The organism is Shewanella nanhaiensis, from assembly GCF_019457885.1.
GTDB classification, from domain to species: domain Bacteria; phylum Pseudomonadota; class Gammaproteobacteria; order Enterobacterales; family Shewanellaceae; genus Shewanella; species Shewanella nanhaiensis.
The window spans coordinates 149520-165672 of the sequence record NZ_JAHZST010000002.1 but is presented as its reverse complement, the minus strand read 5'-3'; the positions used below and the strand labels follow the sequence as shown (position 1 = coordinate 165672).

General features: G+C 43.8%; 15 protein-coding genes. 10 read left to right on the top strand and 5 right to left on the bottom strand.

The genetic code is table 11. The features are described from left to right. The first annotated feature begins 161 nt into the window (after window positions 1–161). The 5 genes from petA to K0625_RS02945 all read left to right on the top strand — a co-directional run bounded on the left by petA (window position 162) and on the right by K0625_RS02945 (window position 3870). Window positions 162–752: a ubiquinol-cytochrome c reductase iron-sulfur subunit gene (gene petA / locus K0625_RS02965; protein ID WP_220108307.1), complete on the top strand. Its 591-nt coding sequence runs from the start codon at window positions 162–164 to the stop codon at window positions 750–752. Then, the gene (locus K0625_RS02960; protein ID WP_220108306.1) at window positions 752–1966 is read left to right on the top strand and encodes a cytochrome b; all 1215 of its coding nucleotides are present in this window, start codon (window positions 752–754) and stop codon (window positions 1964–1966) included. Before petA ends, K0625_RS02960 begins: the two co-directional genes overlap by 1 nt. Then, entirely contained in the window at window positions 1966–2667 is a 702-nt protein-coding gene (locus K0625_RS02955; protein WP_220108305.1) for a cytochrome c1, read from the top strand. The genes K0625_RS02960 and K0625_RS02955 overlap by 1 nt, the downstream gene beginning before the upstream one ends. Before the next feature lie 108 nt (window positions 2668–2775). After that, window positions 2776–3405: a stringent starvation protein SspA gene (sspA, locus tag K0625_RS02950; RefSeq protein WP_220108304.1), complete on the top strand. Its 630-nt coding sequence runs from the start codon at window positions 2776–2778 to the stop codon at window positions 3403–3405. Further along, window positions 3406–3870, top strand: coding sequence for a ClpXP protease specificity-enhancing factor (locus tag K0625_RS02945; RefSeq protein ID WP_220108303.1), 465 nt, complete (start codon window positions 3406–3408; stop codon window positions 3868–3870). Window positions 3871–3916: 46 nt separating this feature from the next. Here the strand turns inward: K0625_RS02945 and K0625_RS02940 are convergent, their stop codons facing one another. Continuing rightward, window positions 3917–5017, bottom strand: a complete 1101-nt coding sequence (locus K0625_RS02940) for a GGDEF domain-containing protein (protein WP_220108302.1) — start codon at window positions 5015–5017, stop codon at window positions 3917–3919. A gap of 130 nt (window positions 5018–5147) precedes the next feature. On the opposite strand from K0625_RS02940, the gene K0625_RS02935 reads away from it, so the two are divergent. Together K0625_RS02935 and K0625_RS02930 are read left to right on the top strand one after the other, a co-directional pair. Beyond that, complete coding sequence (locus K0625_RS02935) at window positions 5148–5720, top strand: anthranilate synthase component II (protein WP_220108301.1); 573 nt, start codon at window positions 5148–5150, stop codon at window positions 5718–5720. 186 nt (window positions 5721–5906) lie between these two features. Further along, window positions 5907–8390: a S9 family peptidase gene (locus K0625_RS02930; protein WP_220108300.1), complete on the top strand. Its 2484-nt coding sequence runs from the start codon at window positions 5907–5909 to the stop codon at window positions 8388–8390. Between the two features lie 48 nt (window positions 8391–8438). On the opposite strand, the gene K0625_RS02925 is transcribed toward K0625_RS02930, so the two are convergent. Both K0625_RS02925 and cutA read right to left on the bottom strand, forming a co-directional pair. Then, complete coding sequence (locus tag K0625_RS02925; RefSeq protein WP_220108299.1) at window positions 8439–10274, bottom strand: protein-disulfide reductase DsbD; 1836 nt, start codon at window positions 10272–10274, stop codon at window positions 8439–8441. A 91-nt stretch (window positions 10275–10365) separates the two neighbouring features. Then, window positions 10366–10689, bottom strand: coding sequence for a divalent-cation tolerance protein CutA (cutA, locus tag K0625_RS02920; protein ID WP_220108298.1), 324 nt, complete (start codon window positions 10687–10689; stop codon window positions 10366–10368). Window positions 10690–10963: 274 nt separating this feature from the next. Here cutA and K0625_RS02915 point away from each other — a divergent pair, with 274 nt between their 5' ends. Then, window positions 10964–11527: an FxsA family protein gene (locus tag K0625_RS02915; RefSeq protein WP_220108297.1), complete on the top strand. Its 564-nt coding sequence runs from the start codon at window positions 10964–10966 to the stop codon at window positions 11525–11527. Between the two features lie 40 nt (window positions 11528–11567). Here the strand turns inward: K0625_RS02915 and K0625_RS02910 are convergent, their stop codons facing one another. After that, window positions 11568–13439 (bottom strand): serine/threonine protein kinase, encoded by a 1872-nt coding sequence (locus tag K0625_RS02910; protein ID WP_232846895.1) that lies wholly within the window; start codon window positions 13437–13439, stop codon window positions 11568–11570. Window positions 13440–13761: 322 nt separating this feature from the next. Between K0625_RS02910 and K0625_RS02905 the strand changes: the two genes are divergently transcribed. Both K0625_RS02905 and K0625_RS02900 read left to right on the top strand, forming a co-directional pair. Then, a complete protein-coding gene (locus K0625_RS02905; RefSeq protein WP_220108296.1) occupies window positions 13762–14106 on the top strand; it encodes a hypothetical protein in 345 nt (114 codons plus the stop codon). A 158-nt stretch (window positions 14107–14264) separates the two neighbouring features. Beyond that, a complete protein-coding gene (locus K0625_RS02900; protein WP_220108295.1) occupies window positions 14265–14936 on the top strand; it encodes a thiopurine S-methyltransferase in 672 nt (223 codons plus the stop codon). A 93-nt stretch (window positions 14937–15029) separates the two neighbouring features. Here K0625_RS02900 and K0625_RS02895 read toward each other — a convergent pair whose 3' ends face one another. Continuing rightward, entirely contained in the window at window positions 15030–16058 is a 1029-nt protein-coding gene (locus K0625_RS02895; RefSeq protein WP_220108294.1) for a porin, read from the bottom strand. Window positions 16059–16153: the final 95 nt, after the last annotated feature.

Below are 16153 nucleotides of genomic sequence, written 5' to 3'. Positions count from 1 at the left end.
TTTCCTAACATAGTTAACTTTGTTATCTGTTTTACTATGATCTGCTTCTGATTTTTGGCTATAATGAGCACCACCTCAAGTTTCGTTTTTACGTTTTGAGGTAAACACCAAATTCTGAAAAATAAACAACAAAAATTCCAACACTCTCTGGAGATAAGTGGATGAGCAATGCGCCAGTCGATACCGGACGTCGCAGATTTCTGACCGCAGCAACCGCCGTAGTAGGTGGTGCAGGTGCCGTCGCTGTAGCGGTTCCTTTTATAAAGTCATGGAATCCGAGTGCCAAAGCGAAAGCTGCAGGTGCGCCGGTTGAAGTAAACATAAGTAAAGTAGAGCCGGGTCAATTGATCCGTGTTGAGTGGCGTGGAAAGCCTGTATGGGTTGTACGCCGTACTGAGGAGATTCTTGCGAACCTTGCAACTCTTGATGATCAACTTCGTGATCCTGCATCAGTTGAAGAGCAGCAGCCTGCTTACGCGCAGAATGCTGGGCGTTCAATCAACCCTGAGTTCTTTATCGCCGTGGGCCTATGTACTCACTTAGGTTGTTCTCCTACCTACTTGCCAGATACATTTGGTGAGCAGGTTGAAGGCGTGCCTTCTGGTTTCTTCTGCCCATGTCATGGCTCTAAGTTTGATATGGCTGGTCGTGTATTCCAAGGTGTACCCGCTCCGTTAAACTTAGTAGTTCCACCTCATCAGTATATCGACGATAACAATGTCATCATCGGTGTAGACCAGGGGGATGCGTAATGGTTAAGAATATTGTTGATTGGATTGATGCTCGCATTCCAATGACGGCCACCTACAACCGTCATGTTGGTCAATATGCGACACCGACTAACTTTAATTTTTGGTACTTTTTCGGCTCACTAGCCATGTTAGTTCTGGTTAACCAGTTACTAACAGGGATCTGGTTGACGATGAACTATGTACCTACGGCTGAAGGCGCATTTGCTTCAATCGAATACATCATGCGTGATGTTGAATACGGTTGGTTACTACGTTATATGCACTCTACAGGTGCTTCGGCATTTTTTGTGGTGATATACCTGCATATGTTCCGTGGCTTAATTTACGGTTCATACCAGAAGCCTAGAGAACTACTCTGGCTCTTCGGTATGTTGATCTTCCTAGTGTTAATGGCTGAAGCCTTTATGGGTTACCTGCTTCCATGGGGACAGATGTCCTACTGGGGAGCACAGGTTATTATCTCATTGTTTGGCGCTATTCCCGTTATTGGTGATGATCTGACCTTGTGGATCCGTGGTGACTTTGTCGTCTCTGGGGCAACACTTAACCGTTTCTTTGCACTCCACGTCATCGCACTACCTCTGGTATTAGTTGTTCTTGTTTTCCTTCACTTGATTGCGCTGCATGAAGTGGGATCGAATAACCCAGACGGTATCGAGATTAAGAAGAATAAAGATGAGAATGGCTGGCCAGTTGATGGTATTCCGTTCCACCCTTACTACACAGTTAAAGATATCATGGGTGTCGCAGGCTTCCTGATAGTCTTCTGTTATGTGCTCTTCTTTATGCCTGAAGGTGGTGGTTATTTCCTTGAGAAACCTAACTTCGAGGCGGCTAACCCGATGAAGACCCCTGAGCATATTGCACCGGTTTGGTACTTCACTCCTTTCTATGCAATCTTGCGTGCAATCCCTGATAAATTATTAGGTGTTGTGGGTATGGGGCTTGCTATTGCAGTACTGTTTGTATTGCCTTGGTTAGATCGCTGTAAGGTTAAGTCGGTACGTTACCGCAGTATGGTTCATAAGTTGAACATAAGTCAGTTTGCAGTGTCATTTATTGTTCTAGGTTACCTAGGTGCGGTTCCTGCTACACCAGCTCTGACTATCGCTGCTCGTATCTTTACTCTGACTTACTTCGGCTTCTTCTTAGCGCTGTGGATCTACAGTAAGAATGAGAAGACTAAACCTGTTCCAGAGAGGTTGACTCACTAATGAAAAAATTAATTATTGCATTAGTTACCTTAATTCCGTCTTTAGCATTTGCAGCTGGTGGATCAAATGTACCTTTAGAGAGTGCAAATATTGATCTGCATGATAAAGAGTCACTACAACGTGGTTTAGATAGTTTTCAGCACTACTGTGCTGGTTGCCATAGTACTCAATATCAGCGTTATAGTCGTGTTGCCGATGACTTAGGTATCTCTGTCGATGATATGCGTGCTAAGTATATATTTGACGATAGCATTAAGATCGGTAGCTTGATGGAGAACTCCATTCCATCTAAAGATGCTGCTAAATGGTTCGGTGCTACTCCACCAGATCTCACCTTAGTTGCGCGAGTACGTGGTGAAGATTGGCTCTACTCTTATCTGAAAGGTTTCTACCATGATGAGAGCCGTCCATTTGGTGTGAATAACACTGTATTCCCATCTGTAGGTATGCCACATGTATTAGAGGAGCTACAAGGTCTTCCTGTTAAGCAAGAGGATGGCACTATAGTCTCTACTGGTGGCAAGCTAAATGCTGAAGAGTATGATCAAGTGGTTCGTGACATTACCGGGTTCCTCGTTTACTCGGGTGATCCTGTTAAACTTGAGCGTGAAAGCTTAGGTTGGTGGGTAATGGGCTTCCTGTTTATCTTCTTCATCATTGCTTACTTCCTGAAGAAAGAGTACTGGAAAGATGTACACTAACCTTTAGAAAGGTTAGAATGCATTATTCGCATACTGTAAACGGGGGGCTTTGCCCCTCGTTTTGCTTTTTGTTTTTTTGCTTTTTCCTTTAAATCTCGGAGGGTATCAATGGCTGTTGCTGCCAATAAACGCTCAATCATGACCCTGTATTCAGGTGCTGACGATCTCTATAGTCATCAAGTTCGTATCGTCTTAGCTGAAAAAGGAGTTACAGTTGATGTACTTCAGGTTGAACCAAGTGAAATGCCTGAAGATTTAATCGAATTGAACCCTTATAACACAGTGCCAACCTTGGTCGATCGTGAGCTAGTACTTTACAACTCTCGTATCATTATGGAGTACTTGGATGAGCGTTTCCCACATCCACCTCTAATGCCTGTGTACCCAGTTTCACGCGGACGCACACGTTTGATGATGCACCGTATCAAGAATGATTGGTACACACTGGTTGATCGTATCAGAAGTGGTGATCGTGCCGACGCTGCTCGTAAAGAGCTGCAAGAAGGTTTAACGGCTATCGCGCCAGTATTTAATGAGATGCCATATTTTATGGCTGAAGAGTTTGGTTTAGCTGATTGCTACCTTGGCCCACTGTTGTGGCGCCTACCTGTACTTGGTATCGAACTTGATATCCGTACAGCGAAAGAAGTTAAAGCCTATATGACACGTCTATTCGATCGTGAATCATTTAAAGCGTCTTTAACTGAGGCTGAGCGCGAAATGCGCATGGGTGCTTAAATGAAACCTATGACCCCGAATCGTCCATATTTATTACAGGCATATTATGACTGGTTAATGGATAATGAGTTGACCCCACATGTCGTTGTTGACGCCTTTGTTCCGGGTACTCAAGTTCCACAGCAATATGTTAAAGATGGTCAGATTGTACTTAATATCACCTCTTCAGCTGTAGGTAATCTACAGATTGGTCATGAGTATATCGAGTTCAATGCACGTTTTGGTGGTGTACCTCAACAGGTTGTTCTTCCAATGGCATCAATCGTTGCAATCTACGCCAGAGAAAATGGTGCAGGTACTGTTTTTGATGTAGAGGAAGCGTATCAACTTGAAGATGATGAGTTTGAGTCTGGTTTATCTGTAGTTGAAGAAGCAGAAGATGAGGACGTTGTCATTGAGGCTGTGGATGATACTCCTAAAACATCAGAACCAAAGCGACGAGGTCACCTCACGCTGGTTAAGTAAAACTTAGCAAGTTAGTCAGTAAGAGCCAGTCAGATGACTGGCTTTTTTATGCAAGTTTTCTGGTCTTTTGTCGGTTTCTTCCCTCCTCTTTAGCCTGATAAAGTGCTTCATCCGCCTCCCTCATGACTTGATCTAGATCCTGCTGGCCTGTAAATATACATAAGCCGATTGAAGCAGTGATCTTGTACTCCTTTTCGAAATAGTAAAAAGGAGTGCTTTCAAATTGCCTAAGGAGTGCATTGCCTTTTTTAGTCGCTAACTCTGAAGTGGAGTTTATGTAGAGGATCGCAAACTCCTCACCTCCAATTCTAGCCAGTAGCTCCTTTTTCCCAACATGTTTACTAAGTATCTGGCTAATATGTTTGAGTGCTTCATCTCCTGCATCGTGGCCACCCGTGTCATTTATTTGCTTAAAGTGGTCTATATCTATGATGGCAAGAGCGAGATTTTGATCTAACTTTTCTACCAGTCGTTGCTGAACATTATCGATAAAGTGGCGACGGTTATTGAGGGAGGTTAGCGGGTCGGTATTGGCGAGTTTTTCTAGAAAAACCTCGTTCCTTTCTGAGTAACGTTCACTTATCAATAGCAGTAAGATAATGGTAAACACGCTGGATCCGACCATGATAACCCTAAGAAGATTGAGTTGCTGCGCCTGCAGTTCATATATTTCAGGAAGTGCCTGCCAGCCGTTTAATTGGAAGAAAAAATAGAGGCTTAGGTTAGTTATAAATAAGAGCGCCGATGATCGCCATTGGGACATCTCGAAGAATGCTGCGGGGATGATGGCAAATAGCAAGAAGTAGTAGTGTATAAGTAGCTGGGTTCCCTGAGCCAAAAGCAGGGTGGAAGTTGTATCGGATATGACAATGATAAAGATAGCCCATCTTGCCAAAAATAGTCGGCCAATATGATTTAACCACCAGACGATTGGTAGCATAAGCAGGAATGGAGTCTGTATCAGCCCGGAATAGATGAGTGCCCAATTTCCTGTGAGGTAAAACAGAAAATCAAAGGTGAGTATGGTCGCCGCGCTGACCATCACACCAAGGTTCACCTGTATTACCTTACGCTCTAAGGTTTTACTACTGCTATGTTGGCAGCCTAAGGTCAATAGCTTAAGAAAAAGAGAGGGTAGGTTCGGCATTTTAATCGCTCTTATTTATCTAGGCTTAAGCATAGCCGTTTTTGTATTATGTGTGATGATCCTAAAGGGACTCTGTGGTAGCATCTGCGCCCAATTGGTAGAGTGCAGTGTTTTATATTTCGGACCGTTTATGCTTTTAATGATCGACAATTACGACTCATTTACTTTTAACTTAGTGCAGTATTTCCAGCAACTAGGTCAAGAGGTCGTGGTTAAGCGTAATGATGAGATCACTTTAGCAGATATAGATAAGCTAGCACCAAGCCATATTGTTATCTCACCTGGTCCCCGTAGCCCTAATGAGGCGGGGATATCGTTAGCGGCGATTGAACATTTTGCAGGTAAACTGCCGATTTTAGGTGTCTGCTTAGGTCATCAGGCCATCGCTCAGGTGTTTGGAGCACAAGTGATCCGTGCTAAACGTGTGATGCACGGTAAAACCAGCTGTATTAACCATCTGGGTAATCGACTCTTCAAAGAGCTGAAAGACCCACTTACAGTGACCCGCTATCACTCACTTTTGGTCGGCTCTCTGCCTAAAGACTTCATTCTCGATGCCTGGTTTGATGATGAGGATTGTGGTCGCGAGATCATGGCCATGAGTCATAAGCATCTTCCTATTTATGGGGTTCAGTTTCACCCTGAGTCAGTGCTCACTGAACAAGGGCATGAGCTGTTGCATAACTTCCTTAGTCTAAGCTAGTTGTACAACTTCTTAGCCTTGCTGTTTTTTATCGCTTCAATTTCTCAGCTTGTTACAAGATTCCTCTATATTCCTGACTAAAGTTACTCAATTTTGTGATATAAATATCGCAAAATAATATCAATGACGCTGTATGACTCTCTGTATCTGAAGGTCAGGATCATTGAAAAATAAAAAGGAAGCGTAATGACAAGTCTGATAAGACATTCAGGACTGAGTGTTCTGGCTATTGCCATCTTAAGTGGCTGTGCAGCAACATCAAATGATCAAACTGCGATTGAACAGCTAACTCCATTACAAAATCAGGTATTACTCGCCACCCCGCCCAAGGTTAATGAATCTCTGACTCTAAAACAGATCATGGCTAATCCAGACTGGATGGGAGTGTTGGCTAAAGGGGCATATTGGGGGGATGACAGTCAGTCTATCTACTTTGCAAGACAAGCTCATGGCGATCCAGTGAAGAGCTATTTTGAGCAAGGAGTTGGTGAGACCACAGCCACTCAGCTCTCCCTTAATGAACTGCATAACACTTCCCAGCAATATGGTGTGCTTAATAGCGAAAAAAGTAAAAAAGCGTATATCTATCAAGGGAACATCTTTGTAAAACAGTTGAGCTCTGGTCAGGTGTCGCAGTTGACTAGACAAAATACGCCAGTTAATGGTGTGCGCTTCCTTAACAATGGTGATATCGCTTACTGGCAGGGAGATAATATCTTCCAAATTCACAACAGCAGTGGCTTACATGAGCAGATAGCTAGCATCAAGATGTCAGCTAAACCTAAAGGTGTTGAAGAACCATCGAGTTATATTGCTAAGCAGCAACACAGATTGATTCAATATGTTGCGCAGCAACATGATAAAGAGATGCAAAAAGAGCAGTACAAGAAAGAGCTAACAAAAGCCGATCCTACAATGGCCAGCAAGGTTTGGTATTTAGGAGAGGGGGAGAGGGTGACTAATCTGTCTCTTTCACCTGACGGGCGCTTTGTGCTGTTATCACTCATTGATAAAAAGTATAGCTGGCGCGCTGAGCACGACATTATGCCTAACTACTTAGGTAAAGAGGGTTATGTTGATGCTGTACCTGCTAGAGCACGCGTTGCAGAAGATAAGAACCCAGGTGAGCGTTTAGTACTCCTCGATCTTGATACTCATACAGAAAAAGCGATCACTATCGAAGGACTAGAGGGCTTCGATGAGGATGTGCTAGCTAAGGTTAAGTCTGAAAATGCTAAGGCAAAAGGGGAGTCATATAAGAGCGAGCGCACACCCCGTAAGATTCAGCTAATGCAAGATTGGGGCTGGGAGCAAAGCGCAATTCAGTGGCAGGAGACAGAGAATAAAGTCGCTATCATGCTTGAAGCTATCGATAATAAAGATCGCTGGATAGCAACACTGGATCTGGGAAAAGGCTCGTTAACAACTGAGCACAGACTGCATGATGAAGCTTGGGTGAACTATAACTTTAACCAGTTTGGTTGGTTACCAAAGAGTGATGATCTCTATTATTTGTCTGAGGAGACTGGGTATTCCCATATCTACCTTAAACGTGCTGGCGAGCAGGTTGAGCCGCTGACTCAAGGTAAATATGTTGTCAGTGATATCACCTTGGGCCCGAAAGCGCAGTTTATCTACTACAAGGCAAATAAGCGTCATCCTGGTATCGATAACGTGTACCGTGTTGAAGTGAGCACAGGTAAAGATGAGCAGTTAACCCAGTGGGATGGTCAACTCGATTACAGCTTAAGCCCGGACGGTAAGAGCCTGCTGCTTAACGCTTCTCGTCGAACTGAACCAAGTGAGCTTTATCTGCAGCCGATAGGTGGTGAGCTGAAGAAGATGACCTCATACACCAGTGATGCCTTTAAGGACTATGCATGGCAAGCACCAGAGGTGGTTGCTGTTCCATCAAGTCATGGCGCTGGTGAAGTTTATGCCAGAGTCTACTTGCCACAAGGGTATGATAAGAGCCAAGCAGAGAAGTATCCTGCGGTGATCTTTAATCATGGAGCTGGTTATCTGCAAAATGCTCATTATGGCTTCTCAGGCTATTTCCGTGAGTTTATGTTCCACAATCTACTCACCCAGCAAGGTTATGTGGTGATGGATATGGATTATCGTGGTTCGAAAGGGTATGGCCGTGACTGGCGCACAGCTGTGTATCGTCAAATGGGCACGCCAGAGGTGGAAGATCTTGAAGATGGCGTAAACTGGATGGCAGCTAATGCTAATGTTGATGCTAACAGAGTCGGCACCTATGGTGGCTCATACGGTGGCTTCCTGACCTTTATGGCACTCTTTAATGAGCCAGAGCTATTCCAAGCGGGTGCAGCTTTGCGTCCTGTGACTGACTGGGCACACTATAATGCGCCTTATACCTCAAATATTCTTAATACACCGGATGTTGATCCAATTGCTTATGAGCGTAGCTCGCCAATTGAGCATGCACAGGGGTTACAAAAGCCTCTGCTTATCATGAGTGGAGTATTAGACGATAATGTTTTCTTCCAAGATAGTGTGCGTTTGGTTCAACGCTTGATTGAGCTTGAAAAGCCGATGTTTGAAACTGCTATCTACCCAGTTGAGCCACATGGTTTCAAGGAGCCATCGAGCTGGTTAGATGAATACCGACGTATCTATAAACTCTTTGAACAAGAGTTGAAGTAATATTCAATAAAAAGCCTCCATCCGGAGGCTTTTTATTGGGGTACTTTACTATTTAGCCAGCAATAGATCTAAGTGTTTAGCAAACGCTTCAGGCTTCATAAAGCCTGTGACTCTGAGCTCATCACTTAACCCACCTGAGCTGTCAAACATTAACAGTGTAGGCAATCCAAGTACGTCATAGTGTTCGAGCAGTTCGATATCGGTCATATCATTTTTAGTCACATCAGCCTGTAGGAAGACTATCTGAGATAGACGTTTCTGCACCTCTGGATCTTTAAAGGTAATGGCTTCAAACTCTTTACAGGCAACGCACCAATCGGCATAGAGATCTAACATAACCGGCTTTCCCTGTGCTGCTGCGGCGCTCACTTCTGCTTCTAAGTCAGCGATAGATTTAATGGGCTTATGGCCATGAAGTTGTGTTTGCTCACCTTGGCTATGGCTATGACTTTGTAGTCCTAGCTCACTCATTACCGCTTGGAAACCATAGGAGAAGCTAGCTAACAGGCCTAAAGTCAGCAGGACTGAGCGAGTCGATTGCTTCCAGTTAAACTCAGTGAGCTTATTCTGGTGCATCAGGTAACCAATTAGCGCGACGCCCCAGATAGACCATAGGATATCTGAGATAAAGCCTGGCCAGATTCGGCCGATCATCACAACAGACACAGCGATCAGTAGGAAGCCAAATACGGTCTTGATGATATCCATCCAGCTACCAGCTCTTGGCAGTAGCTTACCACCTGAAGTACCTATAATTAGCAGTGGTAGTCCCATCCCCATACTCAGTACATATAGCGCTAGAAATCCCTGCAATAGGTCGCCGGTTTGAGCAACATAGACCAGCGCACCAGAGAGTGGCGCAGTGGTACAAGGTGAGGCGACTAAGCCTGAGATGATCCCCATTACGAAGACACCAATAACATTGCCCCCCTTCTGGTTGTTGGAGAAGCTGTTCATCTTCTCCTGCCAGCTTGAAGGTAGCTTTAATTCGTATAAGCCAAACATAGATAGGCTTAAGACAAAGAAAAGTATGGCTAATACGATGAGTACAGCTGGATGTTGCAGAGCCGCTTGATACTTCATGCCAGCCGATGCCACAACCAGTCCTAACAAGGAGTAGGTGATCGCCATGCCTTGGACATAGACCATAGAGAGGCTAAAGGCTTTCGCTGTCGATAACTTCTTCCCTTGACCGACTATGATGCCAGATAGAATTGGATACATAGGGAAAACACATGGGGTTAGCGCAAGGCCAATTCCTAATCCAAAAAAGATCACTAAAGTCCAAATAAGGCTGTCACCTGATAGCATCTGACTTAAGCTATCTTGCTGGGTTATAGGCTCTGTAACGGTTTTACTATTAGCTTCGGGAGTCAATAGCTCTTGAGCTTTATCTTTTAGTAGACCGTCATTGAGAGGGACTGCCGATAGTAGTGCCTGTTTTTTGGTTGGAGGGAAGCAGAGTTTTCCTTCGGCGCAGCCCATAAAGGTGATGGTGACATTAGACTGATCACTGGCTTCTTTTATTGCGATGGGGAACTCAACGAAGGAGTAGTAAACCTCTTGTTCGCCAAAATATTCATCCTTGTGCTCTTTACCTTTTGGTAGAGCTATCTCACCAAGTAATGCGCCCTCTGCTTCAAACTTGAGTTTGTCGCGATACATGTAGTAGCCGTCTGCAATAACCCAGCTTATTTTAAGTTGTTCTCCTTCCTGTTTAAAATCGAAGACGAAGGCTTCATCAACAGGCATTAATTTAGGTTCATCCTTAAGAAAGCTGAATTTGCTGTTACTGAAAACGCCTTCACTATGAGCTAAAGGAGTAAGCAGTAGTAGGGAGCTTGTGAGCACCAATGAAAGTGCCAGAGTGATTATTTTTTTCATGCTTATCTTGTTCTGTTATCCAATCAAAAATCGGTGGCTGGCCCAGATGTTACGGTTAAAATGGGCAAGATGATAGATTCGCTGTTAACTTTTATCTCTTACTCACATCATGTATCCACTTAAGGTAGTCAGGTAAACCATGACTGATAGGGACAGCGATGATTTCTGGTACCTCGTAGGGATGCAGCTGTTTTATTTGGTTTTCTATCTCTGCATAGTTCAGCGTTAAACATTTTATCTGCAGGTTGAACTCTGTCTCTTCACATATCTCACCTTGCCACTCATATATTGAGGTAACAGGGGCTGATACCTGTATACAAGTAGCTAGCTTACTTCCCACTAATACTTGAGCGATTTGAGTCGCCAGTTCAGAGGTTGGGCAGCTGGTCGTGACCAGTAGAAGCTCATCTTGCATAGTGTGATTATCTCATCTGTTTTTTAGCTTATATGATTAAAACTGGTTTAAGCTAAAGTCGCTAAACTGAACATATTCTAATTTGAAAACTACTTTACGCGTTTTCATATTTTCTTGCATTAAGGCATCACTAAAATAGTGAGCTTATCCCTATCTTCAGTACTGGGAAAAGAGCTGAAGGAGACGCTTTACTTGAAAATAGACCCGTAAACCCCCATTTAGTTTTCATATTGGGTACAATTGTTTTTTCTCTGCCAGATTTTGTGAGGTCGATGTGTTTTTTGTTTTTATAGTCATCTTTATTTTGGTTCCTGTCGTTGAACTCAATGTCCTCATTAAAGTTGGTGAGTCTTTAGGTAGCTGGACCACTGTTGGTTTGGTTTTTTTCACGGCGATTGTTGGTGTATCGTTAGTGCGCAGTCAAGGCATTAGCACCTTGATGCAGGTTCAGCAGAAGCTGGCTCGTGGCGAAGCGCCTGGTCAGGAGATAGTTGAAGGTATGATGTTGGCTGTGGCCGGATTACTGCTTTTGATCCCTGGGTTTGTGACCGACTTTATCGGTCTAGTCTTGCTGACGCCATTTACCCGTATCCCTGTTGCTGGTTTTCTTTATAAGCGCATGCAAGTCAAAGTGGCTGCTAATGGTGGTTTTCAGGGCGGTTTTGGTCCTGGTGGCTTTTCACAGGGTGGCAGTCCTTTTGGTAACGATCCATTTAAGCGAGATAGTCAAAACCCTGAAGGTGGTGATACCTTTGATGGTGATTTTGAGCACAAGCGCGATCCAAATGAACATAGGGTTGAGCATAAAGAGGATAGCAAAGAAGATCCTAAGAGTTAGATTAAAAAAGAGGGAGGTCAACTTCCCTCCCTCTTAACAGTTAGTCCTTATTATCCATTTTTGGATTTTTCGGGTAAAACCACTCCTCTTTACTGTCGATGTGACTAAACCTACGGGTATTCTTGTATGGCAGTTTCATAAAGCCTGATACACCTTTGCCCTGTATCTTATCCACATGACTCAATATTCTGTCCAGGCTGGCTCTGAATGCCGCCTGCTTCCTTGGGTTAAGCAGCCTTAAGTAACTGTGTACCTTCATATGTTTTGGTAGCACTTCAAAAATGATACATCCTGTATGATGGATCTTATTGATCCAACTCAGTTCAGTCATGATCTCACTGGGAAGCTCAAGGTTTTCATCGGGATCTCGTCCATCTTCAAAATAGGAGTGTAGGCGAGATTTATCTTCCAAAGAGGGGACTCTACCAACTTCGAAGGGGAGCTGTTGATTGGGGTCGATTAAGAAGGGTTTATCAGTATCATCACGCTCTAAATGTAAGGTGTCACGCGCGTTAAAAAAGCAGGCTTTAAACACCCCTATACGTTTGATCCCTCTGGCAAGAGTGACCATATTATTCACGGCTAAAATAAGAGGCTCTCGCTCCTCACGACTGTAGAGTGCTAGATTTGAATCGATAAACACCCCTGTTTCTTGCCAATGGATCGCTAGCCCTCCGACGATAGAGTACTGACTTAATCGACCTACGGCAGCAATAAAGCCCTTCTCTGTGTCTCCCATACCAGCCATAAAGTTGCGGTAATACTTTTCCAGCTGCAGATCGTCCATTTTTTCAATGGGATCTTCGCCAGTGTGCTCCTTAAGGAAGGATTTACGAGAGCTATAGATCACGGTCTCAACGTCACGCTCGCGGGTCAACTCCCAAACAGGAATATCCTCTATTAAGGGAGGTTTATTTAAAACTGGTAGATGCATCCTATGACTGTGGAGCATGCTTTTAAGGAAGTAATCACCTGCGAGTTGTCGCTGTTTCGGATTGTCGCTAAGCATACCGTCAAGAGTTCTAGCCAGTTCTACCGGTAGCCCTATGCTGGTGGGTTTTATCACCTTGCTGCCAAAACGACTCGCTTGACCTGAAGCGATGGCATATAGGGTGGCTGCAGCACCTTGCTCATCGAATCGAGTGCTGGATAGCTCACCGTTAAGTTGCTCCTCTCCGATAAAATAAACATCACCCATTCTCGCATTGGTGTGTTGATGGTCGCTGGAGAGTAGATCCATCACGTTGCCATTAACAGGCTCCCCCTTTGCATCGCGTTGAGCGAATACCGCTGAGCCCCAGTCGATAAGTGAGAGGTGATCTGTTTCTACATCGTAAACCAGATTAGAGGGTTTGATATCCCCATGGACTAAAGGGCGACCATGGTGCAGATACTGTAAGATATTGGCCAGTTGCCTAGCAATACTCATCACCATATGGGCGGGAAGCGCGCCTCTTTTTAAACATAGCTGCTCGAGATCTTCGCCGGGTGCGCGTGCCATAACTAAGATCCCCTGTTTGCCTCCATGGGCAAACTTAATCACCGGAGGCACGTTAGGGTGTATTACCTGAGATAGCATGAAGGCTTCCTCTTCGAGGCGATCTTGTACATGCTGGGGTAATGTGACCCGTGAGAACTTAAAGACATGGGCTTCACCATTGGGATCAGTGCCTGAAAATACAAATCCGTAAGCGCCTTTACCGACTAAGTCCAGATCGACATAACCCAGTTTTGCTAGTTGCTGCTTACAGAGTCGAATCCAGGCTCTATGTTTGCGGGCATCGTTAGCTTTGAGCAGGTAGATAGATTGCTCTTCTGAGATGTAGAAATGTTGCAGTTGTGGCTCAGGTTTCTTTGTTGAAGATTGAGTGGTTGAATGAGTCTGCTTAGCGGGGTAATGGGAATTCGGCATATTTGACTATCTACACTCGTGTTAGGGACGCAAGTCCATTAAATCAATAAGCTGAGCCTATGCCAATCCATTTCGATAAAACTCTGCCGTAACTTTCTAAGTCTTTATACTTGAACCGCATTTTTATCGTGAATTATATTTAAATAAAAACTGAATCTAGCTATGGGGTTAGAGTAAATATCCCTCTCTATCGAACCTTTTCGGAACACACCTTGACCTACATCAATTCAGTAACAAACTTTGGCAGGTAATCTCTTAGTCAGATACTAATATAACGATAAATACTTCGTTAGATCTCTGAATTTAAAGTAAAGGAGGGCATATGACAGAAGTAGATAAAGCCCTATTAATTGAGCTACTTGATTATCCAAGAAAACGCATTATTCAATCTATGGAGTTGAAATTTTGCCCCCACGCAGGTTTTTTTAATACTAGCGATGAGCAGTGTCTTAATTGCCATCAGGGGATGGAATGTGTGTGGATGAATCACAACGATGAATTAGTTGCAGTGGAGGAGAAGTCGGTCGCTGAGCTTAAACAACAACTCCTGATCGCTGTCGATTTTATCGATTCGAGTCTGACACCGCATCATCTCTCGAGAAGAAACTGTAGCTGTGAAAACTGTGTTTGGCTGAGGAAAACGCAAAAAGTCTTAGCCATCGAATAACCGCTTTTAAGTAAGTTGGTAAACAAGGAGGGTACTAACCAGTAGAGAAGCACTTTGCTTCCAAGATCTGTTCCTATAGAGTAGCGGGATATAAACCGATACCAATCAGTATGAGACAGCGAGGCGCTTTCTCTAGGATACTTTAACAGGACAGATGTATGGAACCCGATTTTTGGCACAGTAAGTGGAATGCAGAGCAGATAGGTTTTCATTTAAGTGAAGTGAACCCTTTGCTGATTAAGCACTGGTCCATGCTTGATTTAGCGCAGGATTGTCAGGTATTTGTTCCACTATGCGGTAAAAGTTTGGATCTTTGTTACCTGGCTGAGTTAGGTCATAAAGTGGTGGGCTGCGAGCTTAATCAAACAGCTGTAGAGCAGTTTTTTGCTGAGAACAGTTTCGCTTATTTGATGACACCTGCTAATGAATCCATTAGTGAGCTTAATCGATTTGATGCCAGAGACATTACACTCTACCAAGGAGATCTCTTCTCTTTGACGTCCGAAGAGCTATCTGGAGTGGATGCTTTTTATGATAGAGCCGCTTTGATTGCTTGGCCAGAGGCGATGCGCTTAGCTTATGTTGAAAAGCTTACTGAACTACTGCCCCCAAAAAGTGTGGGTCTACTTGTTACTTTAGATTACCCGCAAGAAGCGTTAAAAGGGCCTCCTTTTGCTGTTTCTAATGATTGGGTAATGGCTAACATGGCGGATGATTTCGAGCTTGAGCTCCTTAGTTGTGAAGATGTGTTAAACGAGAACCCACGTTTTATAAATAAACAGGTACCTTGGCTAACAGAGTCCGTTTATCAGCTCAAAAGAAGAGGCTAGATTTCTCTATCTAACAGCCTCTTTACAGGCGTAGAAGCGACCATTTGGTCGCTATCTATCAACTTGTACGTTATATCATTTAAGTCAATAGCATCAGAAGTTGTAACGTGCACCAATGGTGAAAATGTTATCGTCTTCTAAGCTCACTTTGCCCGCTAATGTATTATGGTCACCCTCATACATGGCATAGTGGCCATAAATTAGTGTCGATTTAGCGAGCTTATAATCAGCACCAAGGGTGATAACCTGCACATCTATATCTGTTCCTCTGACGCCAGCTGTAATGTTCTTGTAGTATTTACCGAAACCCGCCTCATCCTTACCGTATTCAGCTTTAAGGTTAATGCCGTTTAGGTTGTATGCCAGGTTTACGAAATAAGAGTTACCTTCTTGAGTTGAGTCAGTTTGGCTTTCAGTATTTTGAAATAGACCACCGATTTTGAAATCACCAAGTTTGACTTGAGCAACACCCCGATACGCATCTATACCACCGATAGTATTGTATGCGGCTGCCAGGTAGTAGTTTTGGCTTTTCAACTTCTTATCACCCATAATGGCATTTATTGCGTATTGAGTTTCATCAATAACATTACCATTGGCGTCACGTTGGTTGTCCTCCATCAGATAAGTTGCGTTAATGGATACTAGGTTGGCAATTTTTGGTGAGTAGTACCAGATCCCATCGGCAGAGCGAGTTTGCCCACCGACTAAACGATCAATATCAGCATTTGAGTTACCAAATAGATCGATACCACCTTCAGATTGTTTAAATACCGTGTCGTTACGACCAATCAGTAAGGTACCCGCTACTGTTTTTAGGCCTAGGTAGGTATTTCTAGCCTTGAAGACATCTTTATTGGTTGAGGTGTTTTCTACTTGAAACTCCATCTGGTAGATAACATCGAAACCCTTAGTTAATGTTTCACTGCCTTTTACACCGACATGGGAGAAGTTATTTTCAATCACAGTGCCATCTTTCTTCTCTTGTGTTGTTGCGCCAGTATCTGAGTTGGTCACAGCAAGGTCGAGTCGACCATAGAAGTTAGGTCCATCGGCTAGCGCGCCGAATGAGGTTAATGTGAAAATTGAGGCAAGCGTGGTAGAGATTAATGTCTTGTTCATTTCTATATTCCCTTGAACTGAGTGTTAACTATTATTTTTATTTTGCTCCACCCATATTACTCAGTTGATTATTTTCAGTTTCGCATCAATAAATC

Excerpts from the sequence above, each read along its gene's own strand:
- K0625_RS02895 (WP_220108294.1), bottom strand. The coding sequence starts at position 16,058 with ATGAACAAGACATTAATCTCTACCACGCTTGCCTCAATTTTCACATTA.
- K0625_RS02925 (WP_220108299.1), bottom strand. The coding sequence starts at position 10,274 with ATGAAAAAAATAATCACTCTGGCACTTTCATTGGTGCTCACAAGCTCC.
- K0625_RS02910 (WP_232846895.1), bottom strand. The coding sequence starts at position 13,439 with ATGCCGAATTCCCATTACCCCGCTAAGCAGACTCATTCAACCACTCAA.
- cutA (WP_220108298.1), bottom strand. The coding sequence starts at position 10,689 with ATGCAAGATGAGCTTCTACTGGTCACGACCAGCTGCCCAACCTCTGAA.
- petA (WP_220108307.1), top strand. The coding sequence starts at position 162 with ATGAGCAATGCGCCAGTCGATACCGGACGTCGCAGATTTCTGACCGCA.
- K0625_RS02940 (WP_220108302.1), bottom strand. The coding sequence starts at position 5,017 with ATGCCGAACCTACCCTCTCTTTTTCTTAAGCTATTGACCTTAGGCTGC.
- sspA (WP_220108304.1), top strand. The coding sequence starts at position 2,776 with ATGGCTGTTGCTGCCAATAAACGCTCAATCATGACCCTGTATTCAGGT.
- K0625_RS02930 (WP_220108300.1), top strand. The coding sequence starts at position 5,907 with ATGACAAGTCTGATAAGACATTCAGGACTGAGTGTTCTGGCTATTGCC.
- K0625_RS02935 (WP_220108301.1), top strand. The coding sequence starts at position 5,148 with ATGCTTTTAATGATCGACAATTACGACTCATTTACTTTTAACTTAGTG.
- K0625_RS02905 (WP_220108296.1), top strand. The coding sequence starts at position 13,762 with ATGACAGAAGTAGATAAAGCCCTATTAATTGAGCTACTTGATTATCCA.
- K0625_RS02900 (WP_220108295.1), top strand. The coding sequence starts at position 14,265 with ATGGAACCCGATTTTTGGCACAGTAAGTGGAATGCAGAGCAGATAGGT.
- K0625_RS02960 (WP_220108306.1), top strand. The coding sequence starts at position 752 with ATGGTTAAGAATATTGTTGATTGGATTGATGCTCGCATTCCAATGACG.
- K0625_RS02955 (WP_220108305.1), top strand. The coding sequence starts at position 1,966 with ATGAAAAAATTAATTATTGCATTAGTTACCTTAATTCCGTCTTTAGCA.
- K0625_RS02945 (WP_220108303.1), top strand. The coding sequence starts at position 3,406 with ATGAAACCTATGACCCCGAATCGTCCATATTTATTACAGGCATATTAT.